This window comes from Methyloversatilis sp. XJ19-49, from assembly GCF_024580145.1.
Taxonomy (GTDB): Bacteria; Pseudomonadota; Gammaproteobacteria; order Burkholderiales; family Rhodocyclaceae; genus Methyloversatilis.
The window spans coordinates 22,662-38,324 of the sequence record NZ_JANINI010000019.1 but is presented as its reverse complement, the minus strand read 5'-3'; the positions used below and the strand labels follow the sequence as shown (position 1 = coordinate 38,324).

Genomic DNA, 15,663 nt, shown 5'->3' with positions numbered 1-15,663 from the left:
CGTCAATGCCCCCGTGTTGTCAAAGCCCGGCCAAAGCGCTACACCGTCCGCGTTCTGAAAAAAGACCTTAACTGAACGGTATTAGGGCGGAGCGGGGGTTTCGGCGAGCACTGCTCGCCGCCCGCAGAGCCGGCCGGCCATGCAGGGCCGGCAGTGGATCGCCGCTCCCACAGGGGTGCTTCACTCTCACAGGCCGCTGCTCCCACGAGGGAGTCGCGGCCTTGTTGTGTCTGATGCCGCCCTGCTTGTCGGACGGCGCCGACACGTGGCTGCGCTGCCCGCCGACACCCGGATCCCTGCCGCTTTTCTAGACTCGGTTCGAAGCCCTGTGCCTCATCGGCATGACGGGGCGGACATTCCGAACCTGGAGACTTGCGATGACGACCCCGACCCCCTCCCTGAAAACCCTGGCTGTCGTGTCTGCGATGGCGGTGCTGATGACCGGCTGTGCCGGCATGAGCAAGAGCGAAAGCAATGCGCTGATCGGCGCTGCTGCCGGCGGTGTCGCCGGATCGGTGCTGACTGGCGGCAGCACCATCGGCACCGTGGGCGGTGCGATTGCCGGCGGCGCCATCGGCAACGAAATGGGCAAGAAGAAGCGCTGAACGCCTCATCGCCATCGGTCAAACGGCGGCGCATCGGGGGGCGCGGGCGGCTATGCTTGTGCCCATGCTGATCGACACGCACTGCCATCTGGACGCATTCGAATTCGACGCGGACCGCGCGGATGTAATTGAAAGCGCGCGCGCGTCCGGCGTCTGCGCCATCGTTCTGCCGGCGGTCGATCGTGCCGGTTTCGGGCGCGTCAGGGCGGTGTGCGCCGGCCAGTCCGACCTGCGGTTTGCGTTGGGCATCCATCCGCTTTACATCCCCGCAGCACAGCTGTCCGACATCGACGCCCTGGCGCTCGAACTCGACGACTCCGACGTGATCGCCGTAGGCGAAATCGGCCTCGACTTCTTCGTCACCCATATCGACCCGACGCTGCAGGAAGACTATTTCGTGCGCCAGCTCGGGCTGGCGCGTGATTTCGGCCTGCCGGTGCTGCTGCATGTGCGGCGGAGTCAGGACCGCATCCTGAAGCATCTGCGTGCGGTGTTCGGCCGCACCGGTCCCGGCGGCATCGCGCACGCCTTCAACGGCAGCCGCCAGCAGGCGGACGAATTCATCAAGCTGGGTTTCGCGCTGGGTTTCGGCGGCGCAGTGACCTGGGCGCGTGCGCTGAACCTGCGCCGGCTGGTGACCGAACTGCCGCTCGACGCGCTGGTGCTCGAAACCGACTCGCCCGACATGCCGCCCGAATTTGCCGTCGGTAAACGCAACGAGCCGGCGAACCTCCCGCGCATCGCGCAGGTGATTGCCGGCATCCGTGGTGTCAGCGAGGAGGCGCTGGTGCGGGCCACCGGGGCAAACGCGCTGCGCGTGCTGCCCCGGCTCGCCGGGAAGGCTTACAGCGCGTAGCTGGCGGACACGCCGATCAGCCAGGTGCGTTCCGACGCCGGTGCGTAGTAGCGACCCGTCAGCGCGTTGCCGGCGTTGATATACACCGAACCGACGTATTCCTTGTCGAACAGGTTGTCGATGCGCGCGAATTCGTTCAGCTTCCAGCCGCCGACCGTTTGCGTGAAACCGCCGCGTATCGCTGCCACGCCGTAGCCGCCGACCCGTACGTCATTGGTGTCGTTTCCGAACATGCGTCCGCTGGCGCGATACTCGAGGCCGCCGCTGAAGCCCCACGGATCGTGCTTGTAGGTCAGCTCGCCAAAGAACGACTTGTTGGCGATGCCGGCGATCTTGTTGCCCGAATCGATTGTTAACGCCTGATTGACGGCACAGGGTGCGGTCAGGCACGACGCGAACGTATCCTCGAATTCCGCCTTTATCAGCGTCATCGACGCATAGGCACCGATATCGCGCGTCAGCCGGGAGTCGATCGCGACTTCGAGTCCGCGTCGCGAGGTGTCGCCGGCGTTCTGGTAAACCGCCCGCCCGTTTTCATTGCTGCGAATGACGATTTCGTCGGCGGAGTCGATGTAGAAGGCGGCCACGTCCAGGCGGGTGGCGTTATTCAGGAAAGTCTTGAAGCCCACTTCGTAGTGGTCGCTGACCGACGGCTTCAGATCGAAATTCAGGCCTGCGCCGCCATCCGGGCGGTAGGCCAGTTCGATCAGCGTCGGTGCTTCGAAGCTGCGCCCGGCATTTGCGTAGAAGTTGCTGGTCTGGGTCACCTTCCATACGGCGCCGAGCGCATACGTCCAGTCGCTGAACGAAGCCGAACCGCTGTCGTCCGGATTCACGCCGGCGACATTCGTCGTGCCGGAGCATCCGCCGTTGCAGATGAAGTTGTCCTTCGACTTGAAATCCATCTTCGTGTAGCGCAAGCCACTCGACAGCGACACGTCCTTCGTCACGGCCCATTCGCCCTGGATGAAGGTGCCTGTCTGTTCAGCGACATTGCGCTCGTCGCGCTTGAGGTCGCCGCGGAAGCCGAACACGGCACTCAACGCCTGTGCGCCGGCGGTGGTCGTGCCGTTGCGGTAGCCCTTGCGTGCCTCGTCGGCGCGCTCGTACTCGGCACCGACGCTGAACGTGACGGTTTCGAGCTTGCGCGTCCAGCGCAGGCTGGTGCCCCAGTAGTCACGATCGAAGACCGATACGCCACCGGATGCGGTGACGTTGTCCTGCGTACCCGCATTCAGTGCCAGGTACTGCTCGTTGTTGCGGTTGCCCAGGTAGAACATGGCGCGCAGGCTGTCCCGGTCGGACAGGGCGGTGTCGAACACCACGCCGCCCTGCGAGTTTTCGAGTGTGCGGCGCGTGCCGAAGAATTCCGCGGTGCCGGGGTTGCCGGCGAGGTTGCGATTGGAGGTGCCTTGCTGCCGGCGATCGCTGTTCAGCTGGGCGAACGACAGGCCGAGCGGATCCTGACCCTGCTGATGCATGTAGTTGCCGACGAAGGTCAGCGATGACTTGTCGCCGAGCATCCAGCGTGCCTTGAAATTGGCCTGCTGCTTGTCCGAGCGGCTGTAGTCGCGGTAGCCGTCAGTGCGGAAATCCGACACGCTGGCCGTGTAGTTGAAATTGCCGACGGTGTCGCCGAACTTCACGCCGGAGCGCTGCGTGCCGTAGCTGCCGAACTGGAAGCTGGGGGTGATCGTGAAGCGGTCCGGGCCGTCTTCGGTGAAGATCTGGACGACGCCACCCGAATGGTTGCCGTACAGTGCCGAGAACGGCCCGCGCAGCACTTCGATACGGCTGGCCGACGCGAGGTCGAACAAGCCGGTGCCGCCCTGACCGTCCGGCGTGCTGGCCGGAATGCCGTCTGCAATCAGCTTCACGCCGCGTACGCCGAATGCAGAACGTGCGCCGAAGCCGCGGATGGTCAGCGATTGCTCCTGCGTGTAGTTCTCCTTGCCGGCCGAAGCCACGCCCGGCACGCGATTGATCACTTCCGATAGGTTCACCGTGCCGCGCTGTTCCTGGATCGTCGTCTTGTCGATCGAATCGATGGCCATCGGCAGATCGAAGGAATTCTGCTCGACCCGGGTACCGGTGATGACCACGGTTGGGGCAATTTTCAGTTCTTCGGCGCTGGCGCACTGGCCAATCAGCGCAAGGGCGAGCGCAAGCGGGGTGTGACGGAGCGCGGGGGTCATGCGGAGCCTCTCTCTGGATATCTGCTGGCAAGGCGCGCGGGGTTGCGCGTTGCGACGTAGGTTGGACGACGTGTCTGCGCACGTCTGTCGAAGCGGCCGGAGTATAGGCAGGGCCAACTTACAAAACCTCACGAAAAGCTTGAATCTGCGACCCGCTGCGGACGCCGGGAATCACTCACCGCGTGCCGCGGTGAACAAGGTCTGGATGGCGGGGGGGGCGAGGATGCGCAAGGTCGGCGGGCACAGACGGTGGCGCCCGAGTCGCAGCAGTGCGCGGTCGCGCGTCACCAGCAGGTCGGTGCTGGCGCGCACCGCGAGATCGAAGAATTTCTGGTCTTCACGGTCGCGGCAGCGCGGCTGGCCGGTGTCGGGGCTGTCCGGCAGCGGCGACAGTTCGAGCTTCATGCAATAGGCTTCGTAGAGCGCCGCCGCCTGCGCGTCGTCCAGCCCGAACTTCGGATAGCGCAGCACCGTGCGCAGTTCGCGCAGGCAGGCTTCGTCGCACACCAGTTGCGCGGGGCCGGCCGCCAGCGCCTGCGCAACGCAGTCGAGTTCGGCGTTGTGCCACAGCAGCAGGTCGAGCACGGCATTGGTGTCGAGGACGATGCGCATCGAGCAGGGCGGGGCGAGTGAAGGCATGAAGGCAAGTGAAGGGCCGCAAGTGTAGCCGGCGAACGAACCGGTGCGAGCCGCTGTCTTTCGCTGCGCGGGCGCATGACGACCCGACCATAGACCGACCGGAGCGCGCACTCATGGTGAGCCAGGAACTGCTGTCCTTTCTACTGACGCTGGCCGCCAAATTGTCGGGCTATCCGGAAATTCCGCTCGCCGACCTGCCGCCGATCGAAATCATGAGCGAACAGGCGCTGGCGGATGCCGTGTGTCCCGAGACCGGCAACGGCTGCACGAATATCGTGGCCACCTTCGAAACCGAGCGTTACGTGATCTACGTGCGCGACACGCTCGATCTGGAAAGCGCTGCCGACAACTCCTTCCTGCTGCACGAGCTGGTGCATGTGCTGCAGCACAAGGCGCGCGGCGACGCCATCTTCGCCGACTGCCCGACCACGCTGAAGACCGAAACCGAGGCCTACCAGGCTCAGAACGCCTACCTGAAACGCGAAGGCCAGTTCCTGCGCTTCGGCGAAGCGCTCGGATTCATGAGCTGCGCCGGCGAGCAGAACACCTTCTTCACGCGCGACATCATGATCGACCCGCTGATCCTGAAGTGACTGTGGACGGCCGGATCAGTCGAGCCACTGAGGGCGCGGCTCGAAGCTGAACGGCGGCGTGGCGGCCGGATCCACGGTCACCAGCGTCCAGCCCAGCCACGGCGAACCGTGCGTCTCCAGCCGCGTCACGTTGTCGAGGACGGCGCCGCTGCGCGGGTCGTGCAGCGGCTGATCGACCCGATAGCGGTGCGTGTCACCGTGGATCAGCAGTACCGGGCGCGCATAGCGGGCCGCGCCGAGGGCCAGGCGGTCGAGCAGCGAGCGGTAACGCGGGCGCGGCGTGCCCTTCGCGTGATCGGCGAACGCCGGGTTGGCGTGGAAGGCGATCACCAGCGCCTGCGCGCCGCCCGTATGCGCCTGCACGAAGGTGTCGTCCAGCCAGCGCAGCGTTGCCGCATCGAGCTGTGCGCTGCGCGGGCCCGGTGGCAGCGCGCTGCCGGACACATTGAGCGTGGCGAACAGCACGCCGTGATGCGACCAGCGCACGTTTTCCGCGCAGCAGTCCTGCCGCGTCAGCGCGAGCCGGCGCTGGCCGAGCGATTCGACGGTGGCGAAGAAGCGCGCGCGCAGCGCATCCAGCCGCTCGTGCGGCGCAAAGCCGCCGGCCGATGCGCGCGCGCAGTCGGTCCACTCGTTGTCGCCGGCGAGCAGGATGAGCGGGTGGGTCGAGCCGTCGAGCAATGCCTGCCGGTCGGCGAACGTGGCGTCGTCGCACACGCTTCCGCCGCTCTTGATGTCGCCGATGTGGATCGAAAACGCCAGTGGCAGCGCGGCCTGTTCGGCCAGCATGTCGAGCGCCTTGTCGCGCTCGACCCGGCTGTACGGAACGTCGCCCCAGGCGGCGAAACTGAACGGCACGGGGTCTGCGGGCTGCCCGCTCACCGGGGCGGTCAGCGTCAGCGCGAGGAGCAAGGCGATGACGCCGTCGCGCATCGTCATGCCTCTTTCAGCCGGCCACGCGCCGGGCGGCGGCGATGCCGCTGCGCACCGCCGATTCCAGCGTCGCCGGATAAAGTGGCAGCAGGTAGTCGCCGGCCAGCGCCAGCCGCGAGTCGGCCGGCTGTGCGATCAAGGCACGGCCCGGTGTGCAGCGGAAGGTCGCACGCCGGTCGGTCAGTGTGCGCACCCGGCGCGGTTCGGGCAGCGCCGGAAAGGCGCGTCGCACCGCGTCGATGACGGCCCGCTCGGTGTCGTCGCGCGCCGCGTCGGCGGCCGACACCACGCAGGCCATCAATCCGGGTGGCCCGCCCAGCGCGCCGCGGTCGAATATCCAGTGCGGCACCCCTTCGGCGAAACCCATCATGGCCTGAGGCAGGCGCGCACCTTCGCCGAAGTCGGCGAACACCGTGGTCACCTGTTCGTAGCCGAGGGAGGCGATCTCCGCCGCGATGCGCTCGGTGCCCGGCAGGGCGCCGATCAGCGACGGCACGTGGTGCGGGCTGGTGGCGACGACGACCTGTGCGAAGACTTCCGGGCTGCCGGCGACGTCGAGCGCGAAACCGTCCGCATGCGGCGAGATCGTCCGCACGCGCTCGCCCGCGCGCACCTGGCCACCCTGCCGTGTCAGCCAGGCGGCGGCCGGCGCCGGAAACAACTGGCCCAGATCGGTGCGCGGCAGCAGTACGTCGGACGCGCCTGCGCGCCCGAGCAGCGTGTCGCGCAGCACCTGGGCGAACACGCGGGCACTCGCGTCGTCGAGTCCGGTGTTCAGCGCGGCGATGCACAGGGGCGCCCACAGGTAGCGCACATTGGTGTCGGTCTGGCGGGTACGCGCAAACATCTGCGTCACCGTTTCGTCGGCGGCTGGCGCTCGGCGGATCGCCGCCATCAGGCGCAGTGCCGCCAGCCGGTCGCCCCAGGTCAGACCGGGGCAGGTCATGAAAGCGAGCGCCTGCGCCCACGGCGAGCCGGAGCGGGCGCGCAATTCGAAGCCGTCGGTGAAGCGCAGCGACAGTGGCACGCGGTCGAACAGCACGTCAGGGTCTGCNGCAGTGCCGCCAGCCGGTCGCCCCAGGTCAGACCGGGGCAGGTCATGAAAGCGAGCGCCTGCGCCCACGGCGAGCCGGAGCGGGCGCGCAATTCGAAGCCGTCGGTGAAGCGCAGCGACAGTGGCACGCGGTCGAACAGCACGTCAGGGTCTGCGCCGACGGTGCGCATCATCGCCAGCGTGTCGACATAGCCGCCGATCAGGATGTGCTGGCCGTTGTCCAGCGCCAGACCGTCGAGCTCGACCGCGCGCGCGCGGCCGCCGACCTGCGGCGCCGCTTCGAACACCACCGGGCGCACGCCGCGCGCCACGCATTCCACCGCGCAGGCCAGCCCGGCCCAGCCGGCGCCGACGATGGCGACCGATGGCCGGTCGTCGTTCAACTGCGCAGCCACGTCTTCCAGGCCAGCCAGAGTTTGCGCACCGGCGTCAGCGCGATGCGCCGGTCCAGTACGCGGCAGCCGTCGCGCTCGATCTCGTCGAGCAAGGTGCGGTAGATCGCCGCCATCACCAGACCGGGCCGCTGCGATGCGCGGTCGACCGCCGGCAACGCGGCCATCGCCTGTTCGTAGTAGTGCCGGGCACGCTCGATCTGGAATTCCATCAGCTGACGGAATTCGTCGCTGTAGCGCGCGTTCAGGATGTCGGCGGCGCGCACATTGAAGCGCTGCAGTTCGTCGACCGGCAGGTAGATGCGACCACGCCGAGCGTCTTCGCCGACGTCGCGGATGATGTTGGTGAGCTGGAAGGCGATGCCCAGATCGTGTGCGTACTTCTGCGTTTCGCGCTGCGTGCTGCCGAAGATCTGCGCCGCCAGCAGTCCCACCACCGACGCGACGCGGTAGCAGTAGAGCTGCAGCCCCTTGAAGTCGAGATAGCGCGACTGGTCCAGATCCATTTCCATGCCGTCGATGATTTCCAGCAGCTGCTCGCGCGGCAGGCTGAATTCGCGGATGGCCGGGATCAGCGCCAGGCAGACCGGATGCTCCGGCGTGCCGTCATAGCAGGCGGCGATCTGGGCGCGCCACCAGGCGAGCTGGGTGCGCGCGAGGCCGATGTCGCTGGTTTCGTCGACCACGTCGTCGATTTCGCGGCAGAAGGCGTACAGCGCGGTGATGGCGCGGCGGCGCGGCGGCGGCAGGAACAGGAAGCTGTAATAGAAGGACGAGCCGCTCTTCGCGGCACGGTCCTGACAGTATTCGTCGGGTGTCATGGGTAGTTCAGGGCTTTCCACCCGATCACGGGCCAGTCTGTACGGCCCAGTTTCGGGCGGTGGCGGAATACATCGTAATCGACCTGCTCGATGCGCTGCAAAATGCGCAGCCCGCCCTGCACGACCAGACGCAGCTCCCAGCCGGTGCGACCCGGCAGCGTGCGGGCCAGCGGCATGCCGGCATGCATCAGCGCGCGGGCGTCATCGACCAGGTGTTTCATCAATGCGCGGAAGGCGGCGTCGCAGTCCGACTGCGCCAGATGCGTTTCGGTCACGCCGAAGCGCGCCATCGCATCGAGCGGCATGTAGATGCGGCCGGACGGGATGCCGTCGGCGTTCTTGCGCCAGTCGATCGCCACGTCCTGCCAGTGGTTGATCAGTTGCAGGGCGCTGCAGATGGCGTCCGACTGCGCCAGGCTGGCGGCATCATCCACCTTGTACAGGCACAGCAGCAGGCGGCCGATCGGATTGGCCGAGCGGCGGCAGTAGTCGAGCAGTTCGGCTTGGCTGGCGTAGCGGGTCTGCACCACATCCTGCGCGAAGGCGTCGAGCAGGTCATGGAACAGCGACAGCGGCAGCGACCACTGGCGCACCGCGCGCGCGAGGCGGCGGTGGATGGCGTCGTCCGGTTCGCCGCCGCGTTCGATGATGCGCAACTGTTCGCGGCACAGTTCGAGCGCGGCCAGCCTCGCTTCGGGCGCAGCGTCGCCTTCGTCCGCCAGATCGTCGGCATGGCGGGCGAACCAGTAGATTGCGGCGACCGGCTCGCGCAGCGCGGGCGGCATCAGCTTCGACGCGACCGGAAAGTTTTCGTAGTGTTCGACCGACATGGGTGGCGGAGTATACCGGGCGCGTGCCGCCGGCCCTGCCTGATAGAATCCGTGCCGCCTGCCCAGGTGGCGAAATTGGTAGACGCACCAGATTTAGGTTCTGGCGCCGCGAGGCGTGGGGGTTCGAGTCCCTTCCTGGGCACCATCGGTGCGGACGCACGTTTGCGGCGGGCGGTCTCGCCGTCACTGCCTGAACGAGCGATATGTCAGGGCGGAAGGAGTGTTCTGCGAGGCCGACGCATCAGGTAGTACGCGGCCGGTATCACCAGCATGGACAGCAGCGGTGCGGTGATCATGCCACCCACCATGGGTGCCGCGATGCGTTGCATGACCTCGCTGCCGGTGCCCCCGCCCCACATGATGGGCAGCAGGCCGGCCAGAATCACCGCCACGGTCATCGCCTTGGGCCGCACGCGCAGCACGGCCCCTTCGCGGATCGCATCCAGCAGATCGGCCTCGCTGGTCATGTTCCGGTCGATGCGTGCTGTCCATGCGTGCCTGAGGTAGAGCAGCATGATCACGCCGAATTCGGCTGCTACGCCCGCGAGCGCGATGAAACCCACGACACCCGCCACCGACAGGTTGTAGCCAAGGCCGAACAGCAGCCAGATCCCGCCGACGAGGGCAAAGGGCAGTGTCGCCATCAGCAGCAGTGCTTCGCCGAAGTGCTTGAAGGTCAGGTACAGCAGCACGAAGATGATGAGCAGCGTGAAGGGCACGACCAGTTTGAGCTTGGCGCTGGCGCGTTCGAGAAACTCGAATTGACCCGACCACGACACCGAGTAGCCCGGCGGCAGTTTCACCTGATCAACCACCGTTTGCTGCATCTCGCGCACGGCGGTACCGAGGTCACGACCACGCAGATCGACGTACACGAACCCCGCCAGGCGAGCGTTCTCACTGCGCAGCATCGGCGGGCCATCGTCGATGCGAATGTCGGCTACGTCACCGAGCACAAGCAACTGTCCTCTCGGCGTCACGATAGGCAGGCTGCGCAAGCGGTTCAGCGAGTCCCGTAACTCGCGCGGATATCGCACGTTGATCGGGTAGCGCTGCAAGCCCTCGATGGTCTCACCGATATTCAAGCCACCCACGGCGCTGGCCACCACCGACTGCACGTCAGACATGTTGAGTCCGTAGCGCGCCGCGCGCTCGCGCTTGATATCCACATTGACATAACGTCCACCGGTCAGGCGCTCGGCAAAGGCGCTGGTGACGCCGGGCACCTGCTTGACCGCCTGCTCGATTTCGCCCGTGAGCCGGTTGATGACGGATAGATCACTGCCGAGCACCTTGACGCCGACCGGACTCTTGATGCCAGTGGCCAGCATGTCGAGACGGTTGCGGATCGGCGGAATCCAGATGTTCGTCAATCCGGGTACGCGCACGGTCCTGTCAAGTTCCTCGACGAGCTTCTCGGGCGTCATGCCGACCCTCCACTCGCCTTTTGGCTTGAACTGGATGATGGTTTCGAACATCACCAGCGGTGCCGGATCGGTTGCAGTCATGGCTCTGCCGGCCTTGCCGTAGACCGTGGCCACCTCGGGCACCGCCTTGATCAGCCGGTCCGTTTGCTGCAGCAATTGAGCCGCCTTGCCTGCCGACATGCCCGGCAAGGCACTTGGCATGTACAGCAGGTCGCCTTCGTCGAGCGGCGGCATGAACTCGCTGCCCAGTTGCTGCAAGGGCCACCAACTGGCCGCCATGAACACCATTGCGACGGCGATGGTCGCCTTGGGAAAACGCAGCGCAATTTCGAGCAGGGGTCTGTAGAGAGCGACAAAGAAGCGATTGATCGGGTTCTTGTGCTCGTCCGGGATGCGGCCCCGGATCAGATAACCCATCAGCACCGGGATCAGCGTCACCGCGAGCCCCGCACTTGCCGCCATGGCGTACGTCTTGGTAAAGGCCAGTGGCGAGAACAGCTTTCCTTCCTGCGCCTCCAGGGTGAAGATCGGCACGAAGGAGAGGGTGATGATGAGCAAGGAAAAAAACAGCGCCGGGCCAACTTCTGCGGCGGCTTCTCCGATCACCCGCCAGCGGGTTTCGCCTTGCAGTTGCTCCCCCGGATGAACGCGATTCCATTCCTCCAGGTGCTTGTGTGCGTTCTCTATCATGACCACCGCCGCGTCAACCATTGCACCGATGGCGATGGCGATGCCGCCCAGTGACATGATGTTGGCGTTGACTCCTTGCCAGTGCATGACGATGAAGGCCGCCAGAATGCCGAGGGGCAACGAGACGATGGCCACCAGAGCCGAACGCAGGTGAAACAGAAACAGCACACACACCACGGCCACGACAGCAAACTCCTCAAGCAGCTTGTGGCTGAGGTTCTCGATGGCCCGTTCGATGAGCCCCGAGCGGTCGTAGGTGGGCACGATCTTGACGCCTTGTGGCAGGCTCATTTTCAAGGCAGCCAGTTTGGCCTTGACCGCAGCAATGGTGGTCAGCGCGTTTTCGCCGGAGCGCATGACGACAATGCCGCCCACCGCTTCTCCTTCGCCGTCCAGCTCACCGATTCCGCGCCGCATCTCGGGGCCGATCTGCACATGCGCCACATCACCCAGCAGAACAGATACACCTGCCTCGGTGGTCATGAGTGGAATGGCCCGGAAGTCGTCCAAGCTCTGCAGATACCCGGAGGCACGCACCATGAACTCGGCTTCACCCATTTCCAGCACCGAGCCCCCCACTTCCTGATTCGCAAGGCGAATCGCCGCGATCACCTTGCCGTGGGGAATCCGATACGCGGCCAGCTTGTCCGGATCAAGCACCACCTGGTACTGCCGCACCATGCCGCCGATGGTGGCCACCTCGGCTACGCCGGGTACGGTCTTGAGCTCATATTTCAGGAACCAGTCCTGCAGGCTGCGCAGTTGCGACAGGTCCTGCCTGCCTGATGTGTCGATCAGGGCGTACTGGTAGATCCATCCCACCCCGGTCGCATCCGGCCCAAGCGCCGAGCTGGCTCCCGGCGGCAGGCGCGACTGCACCTGGTTGAGGTACTCCAGTACCCTCGAGCGCGCCCAGTACAGGTCTGTGCCGTCCTTGAACAACACGTAGACGTAGCTGTCGCCAAAGAACGAATAGCCGCGCACCACCCGCGCGCCCGGCACCGACAGCATCGTGGTGGTCAGCGGATAGGTGACCTGATTCTCGACCAGCTGCGGCGCCTGCCCCGGCCAAGAAGTGCGGATGATCACCTGGGTGTCCGACAGATCGGGCAGGGCGTCGAGCGGCGTGCGAAGCACAGATACCAAACCCCAGACCGCCAGCAATACGGTGGCGATCAGGACCAGAAAGCGGTTCGCGATCGACCAATGGATCAGACGGGCAATCATCGCGCACCTCCCGTCCGGTCACCATTGCGCGTTTGCCATCTGACGATCTGCGGCGCGTCACCATCCTGCATGCGGAACTCGATGTCGATCTCGCTCCCCGCGGAGGGGGTGGGCAGGGCGGCTTCGGGAGCCAACTTGAATTCCATGGTCATGCCTGGCCACTGCAACGCGGGAATTTCAGGATGCGTCAGCGTGAGGGTGTCACCGCTCACCGCCTCCACCCGCGCGTGCGTTTGATAGGTTGGCTGTGCAGCGCGCGTCGGCCCTTGTGTTTCGCCCGAAGACAAGCGTGCCTCAACACCTTTCAGACTGGCTTCGGAATCGATGAGGAACTGTCCGGACAGCACGATTTTCCGACCCTCGCCAAGCCCCGCCAGAATTTCGGTCTGGCCGCCCTGTTCGTGACCGACCTGCACCTCGATCGGTCGAAATGTCCCGTCCTCTTCGACTGCGACGACCAGCGTGCGCTTGCCGGTGCGAACCAGTGCTTCGGAAGGTACCAGCAGCGCGGGGCGCGCTTGATCGCTGGTGAGTTGCAACTGCACGAACATGCCGGGAACCAGCTTGTTCGTGGGATTGGCCAGGACCATGCGCGCCTTGCGCGTGCGTGTCGCCGGATCGACTTCGGGCAACAAGGCCTGCACCTGTCCGCGGAATACCTCCCCCGGCAGTGCCGGCGTGTGCGCGGCCACCTGTGCGCCTGCGGCAAGCTGCGCGGCTTGGCTTTCCGGCACTTCGGCCTGCACCCAGACACTGGAAAGATCGTTGATGCGCAGAAGCGGCATGCCCATCATCGCCGTACTGCCCTCACGCGCCATCAGTTCGGTGACCACGCCACTGGCGGGGGCGACCACGGTCACGCGGGCCTGCACCTGCCCGGTACGTTCGACCAGGGCGATCTGCGCTTCGGTCATGCCGGCCTGACGCATACGCTGGCGGGCGGCTTCGGCGAGTGACTCCAACCCGCTGCCCTGCAAGCGCCGGGCAGTCAGATAGTCTTCCTGAACCGCCACCCAGTCGGGCACGTACATATCCAGCAGCGGCTGCCCTTTGCGGACGTGATCCAATTTCGCCCGAACATGCAGCTTCTCGATGAAGCCGGTCGCGCGCGCCTGCACCGCAACCTGGCCGCGTTCATTCCATGCCACGGTGCCCACGGCTGAAATTTCGGATGCAAACCGGCCCGGAACGACTTCGCCCGTACGCAGCCCGAGATTCTGCTGAATGCGCGAACTAACTGTGACCGTGCCGCTGTCGGCAGCCGCTGCGCCCGCGTAGGCGGGGACCAGCATCATGTCCATGAAGGGCGACTTTGCCGGCGCGTCGAACTTCTGACCCGGCATCATGGGGTCGTGATAGTGAAGGATTCTGCGACCCGTCATCGGATCGACATCACCTGCCTTGAGACCTGACTCGATGTGGCGTCGTGTCGCAGCTTCGCCCTCGGGTATCCCCCATGTAGCAGGGTCGACGCCGTTACCCGCAGACGGGCTCCCGGCCCTTGCGGTCTCCGGCATGGGTGCGTGCGCCATTCCGCGCTCGATGCCCAGTCGGTAAAGGCCCAGACCGCCTGCGCCGAGTACTCCGATCGCCAGGAAGACGACCACAATGGTTCTGCTGTTCATGGCATGGGCTCCTGCGCAAGGTGGTTCGAAGGTGTTGGCGGTACGGCATGCGCGGGCAGATCCTCCGGTATCAGAAACGTCAGATCGGCCCACCAGGCCGCTGTCTGTCGTTCGATGCGCAGTCGCTCGAGAGTGGTGTCGGTCACCATGCGGCGTGCTTCGAGAACGGATGTCAGGGACGTCTTTCCACCGCGAAAGGCGGCCATGAGCGCCTCGGCGCGCTCGGTCGCAAGCGGGATCAGCGTGTTGTCGTAGTCCGCCAGACGGCGGAGGCTGCTTCGCCAGTTGGCGAGCAGGCGTTGCAGCTCGAACAGATGTTCGCGCCGCATCTCTTCGCGTTCGGAGCGGACCTGTTCTACCTGTTCCAGTCGGGCCGCCAGTTCGCGGTCCTGTCGCCCGGTCTGATTCCACTGCAACGGAATGGAAACGCCCAGTGACACCATGTCGCCGAACACGCTGCCCCGCTTGCTGTACATCACCGACCAGCTCCAGTCGGCGCTTTTTTCCTGTCTTGCCACCTCGGCCGTGGCGAGCGCGACGTGTTCGCGCGCATTCATGAGCGCGATGTCTGGATGCTGATCGATTTCATGCGCCAGCGCGTGTTCTGCCAGACGGGTGCTGTCGATCCCAGGGGGGGCTCCGAGAGGCTTTGATCCCGCGTCGCCCACCCAGCGCTGCAAGAGTGCTCTCGCGTTGTCGAGGTCGGCGCGCACCTCGTGCAGTCGATCATCGATGCGTGCGATTGCCGCGCGGGCTGACAACACGTCGGCCAGCGGGCTGCGGCCGCCGCGGTAGGCCGATTCAACCCCGGCACTGATGCTGACTGTTTCCTCACGCTGACGTTGCAGCAGTTCGAGCATCTGCTCGAGGAAGTAGCGTTCGAACCAGGCGCGGGCGGTTTGCGTGCGCAGTCGGGCCAGCAGCGTGGATCGCGTCGCCAGGGCGGCGTCGGCTTCGCGTTCGTAGCGGGCGCTGCGCGCCTGACGCTTTTCAGCTCTGGTGAAGGTCTGCGCCAGTCCGACCGAGCGCATCGTCATGGGCTCATCCGTCAGGCTGTAGCGTCCCGAGCCCTCAACGGGCAGGTTGTCGACCGACAGGCGCAAGACGGGGTCAGGCAGACTCCCGCTTGCAACGGCCATTTCCCGGGCTGCCCGGGCCGCCGCATGCTGTGCCTGAAGCGTCGCAGATCTAGCCTGTGCCTCATCCAGCGCGGCCTGCAATGTCAGCGAAGGCTGTGTCATCGCAGGATTGACGAGGCCGAGCGACAGCATGACCACCGCGAGCACTGCGAACCCGCGACGCCCACATTGACGGGCGTGATGAACGGGTGGCCCACTGGCCTCCCGGGTGAGAAGGATATGCATCAGCGAACTCCATGCGTGATGAAGGCCTTCGCGAATGCCTGTGCGAAAGCCAGACCCTGCCGACCTCGAAAAGGTCGACAGCTGCATTACAGTTACATGGGGTCAGTTGAAGGAGGGCGGTCGCCAGACTGAAGCGAGTGGATCCGACGTGACTGGTGACGTCTTCGATGGCACGCAACCGGATGGCGATGCGGCAGGAAGGTGGGCGTCAAACGCGGGAAGGAGGCCGATGCCCGATGCGCAGCAAGACCGTTCCATCTTGCAGGACATGCCGGTTTTGGCAGCAATCTCGGGATCGTTGCAGCAATCAGCGACGACCTGGACAAACACCTCCGACGAGGCGGACGCCGCTGCATCGTGCTTCATGGGACACGTATCCTGAAGCCCGAGCGCACTTGCGCTGCTCTGAAAG

Annotated in this window: 13 protein-coding genes and 1 tRNA gene; 4 read left to right on the top strand and 10 right to left on the bottom strand. The window is 65.5% G+C overall.

Features of this window, described 5'->3' with window-relative positions:
* Window positions 1-377 precede the first annotated feature (377 nt).
* Both NMQ16_RS18060 and NMQ16_RS18055 read left to right on the top strand, forming a co-directional pair.
* Window positions 378-605 carry a glycine zipper 2TM domain-containing protein gene (locus tag NMQ16_RS18060; RefSeq protein WP_257082365.1) on the top strand — a complete coding sequence of 76 codons (228 nt, stop codon included), beginning with the start codon at window positions 378-380 and terminating at the stop codon, window positions 603-605.
* A gap of 64 nt (window positions 606-669) precedes the next feature.
* A complete protein-coding gene (locus tag NMQ16_RS18055) occupies window positions 670-1,461 on the top strand; it encodes a TatD family hydrolase (RefSeq protein WP_257082364.1) in 792 nt (263 codons plus the stop codon).
* On the opposite strand, the gene NMQ16_RS18050 is transcribed toward NMQ16_RS18055, so the two are convergent.
* Both NMQ16_RS18050 and NMQ16_RS18045 read right to left on the bottom strand, forming a co-directional pair.
* Complete coding sequence (locus tag NMQ16_RS18050; protein ID WP_257082363.1) at window positions 1,449-3,656, bottom strand: TonB-dependent receptor; 2,208 nt, start codon at window positions 3,654-3,656, stop codon at window positions 1,449-1,451. The two genes, NMQ16_RS18055 and NMQ16_RS18050, sit on opposite strands and share 13 nt — an antisense overlap.
* A 171-nt stretch (window positions 3,657-3,827) precedes the next feature.
* Window positions 3,828-4,295, bottom strand: coding sequence for a putative toxin-antitoxin system toxin component, PIN family (locus NMQ16_RS18045; protein ID WP_257082362.1), 468 nt, complete (start codon window positions 4,293-4,295; stop codon window positions 3,828-3,830).
* Window positions 4,296-4,408: 113 nt separating this feature from the next.
* Here NMQ16_RS18045 and NMQ16_RS18040 point away from each other — a divergent pair, with 113 nt between their 5' ends.
* Complete coding sequence (locus NMQ16_RS18040; RefSeq protein WP_257082360.1) at window positions 4,409-4,888, top strand: hypothetical protein; 480 nt, start codon at window positions 4,409-4,411, stop codon at window positions 4,886-4,888.
* 15 nt (window positions 4,889-4,903) lie between these two features.
* On the opposite strand, the gene NMQ16_RS18035 is transcribed toward NMQ16_RS18040, so the two are convergent.
* The 5 genes from NMQ16_RS18035 to hpnC all read right to left on the bottom strand — a co-directional run bounded on the left by NMQ16_RS18035 (window position 4,904) and on the right by hpnC (window position 8,918).
* Window positions 4,904-5,827, bottom strand: coding sequence for a hypothetical protein (locus NMQ16_RS18035; protein WP_257082358.1), 924 nt, complete (start codon window positions 5,825-5,827; stop codon window positions 4,904-4,906).
* Between the two features lie 7 nt (window positions 5,828-5,834).
* Window positions 5,835-6,863 (bottom strand): FAD-dependent oxidoreductase, encoded by a 1,029-nt coding sequence (locus NMQ16_RS18030; RefSeq protein ID WP_257082357.1) that lies wholly within the window; start codon window positions 6,861-6,863, stop codon window positions 5,835-5,837.
* Window positions 6,764-7,270 (bottom strand): NAD(P)-binding protein, encoded by a 507-nt coding sequence (locus NMQ16_RS18025; RefSeq protein WP_257082356.1) that lies wholly within the window; start codon window positions 7,268-7,270, stop codon window positions 6,764-6,766. Before NMQ16_RS18025 ends, NMQ16_RS18030 begins: the two co-directional genes overlap by 100 nt.
* Window positions 7,255-8,088 carry a presqualene diphosphate synthase HpnD gene (gene hpnD / locus NMQ16_RS18020; protein ID WP_257082355.1) on the bottom strand — a complete coding sequence of 278 codons (834 nt, stop codon included), beginning with the start codon at window positions 8,086-8,088 and terminating at the stop codon, window positions 7,255-7,257. Before hpnD ends, NMQ16_RS18025 begins: the two co-directional genes overlap by 16 nt.
* Window positions 8,085-8,918 (bottom strand): squalene synthase HpnC, encoded by an 834-nt coding sequence (hpnC, locus tag NMQ16_RS18015; protein ID WP_257082353.1) that lies wholly within the window; start codon window positions 8,916-8,918, stop codon window positions 8,085-8,087. The genes hpnD and hpnC overlap by 4 nt, the downstream gene beginning before the upstream one ends.
* A gap of 60 nt (window positions 8,919-8,978) precedes the next feature.
* Here hpnC and NMQ16_RS18010 point away from each other — a divergent pair.
* Window positions 8,979-9,063, top strand: a tRNA-Leu gene (locus NMQ16_RS18010).
* A 61-nt stretch (window positions 9,064-9,124) separates the two neighbouring features.
* Here the strand turns inward: NMQ16_RS18010 and NMQ16_RS18005 are convergent.
* The 3 genes from NMQ16_RS18005 to NMQ16_RS17995 are packed head-to-tail and all read right to left on the bottom strand — an operon-like array spanning window position 9,125 to window position 15,251.
* Entirely contained in the window at window positions 9,125-12,262 is a 3,138-nt protein-coding gene (locus NMQ16_RS18005; protein WP_257082352.1) for an efflux RND transporter permease subunit, read from the bottom strand.
* A complete protein-coding gene (locus tag NMQ16_RS18000; RefSeq protein ID WP_257082351.1) occupies window positions 12,259-13,887 on the bottom strand; it encodes an efflux RND transporter periplasmic adaptor subunit in 1,629 nt (542 codons plus the stop codon). The genes NMQ16_RS18005 and NMQ16_RS18000 overlap by 4 nt, the downstream gene beginning before the upstream one ends.
* On the bottom strand, window positions 13,884-15,251 hold the full coding sequence (locus tag NMQ16_RS17995; protein WP_257082350.1) for a TolC family protein: 1,368 nt from the start codon (window positions 15,249-15,251) through the stop codon (window positions 13,884-13,886). Before NMQ16_RS17995 ends, NMQ16_RS18000 begins: the two co-directional genes overlap by 4 nt.
* Between the last annotated feature and the right edge of the window lie 412 nt (window positions 15,252-15,663).

Bases quoted from the DNA above. Each gene is read 5' to 3' on its own strand.
- NMQ16_RS18060 (WP_257082365.1), top strand. From the start codon at position 378: ATGACGACCCCGACCCCCTCCCTGAAAACCCTGGCTGTCGTGTCTGCG.
- NMQ16_RS18055 (WP_257082364.1), top strand. From the start codon at position 670: ATGCTGATCGACACGCACTGCCATCTGGACGCATTCGAATTCGACGCG.
- NMQ16_RS18050 (WP_257082363.1), bottom strand. From the start codon at position 3,656: ATGACCCCCGCGCTCCGTCACACCCCGCTTGCGCTCGCCCTTGCGCTG.
- NMQ16_RS18045 (WP_257082362.1), bottom strand. From the start codon at position 4,295: ATGCCTTCACTCGCCCCGCCCTGCTCGATGCGCATCGTCCTCGACACC.
- NMQ16_RS18040 (WP_257082360.1), top strand. From the start codon at position 4,409: ATGGTGAGCCAGGAACTGCTGTCCTTTCTACTGACGCTGGCCGCCAAA.
- NMQ16_RS18035 (WP_257082358.1), bottom strand. From the start codon at position 5,827: ATGACGATGCGCGACGGCGTCATCGCCTTGCTCCTCGCGCTGACGCTG.
- hpnD (WP_257082355.1), bottom strand. From the start codon at position 8,088: ATGACACCCGACGAATACTGTCAGGACCGTGCCGCGAAGAGCGGCTCG.
- hpnC (WP_257082353.1), bottom strand. From the start codon at position 8,918: ATGTCGGTCGAACACTACGAAAACTTTCCGGTCGCGTCGAAGCTGATG.
- NMQ16_RS18005 (WP_257082352.1), bottom strand. From the start codon at position 12,262: ATGATTGCCCGTCTGATCCATTGGTCGATCGCGAACCGCTTTCTGGTC.
- NMQ16_RS18000 (WP_257082351.1), bottom strand. From the start codon at position 13,887: ATGAACAGCAGAACCATTGTGGTCGTCTTCCTGGCGATCGGAGTACTC.
- NMQ16_RS17995 (WP_257082350.1), bottom strand. From the start codon at position 15,251: ATGCATATCCTTCTCACCCGGGAGGCCAGTGGGCCACCCGTTCATCAC.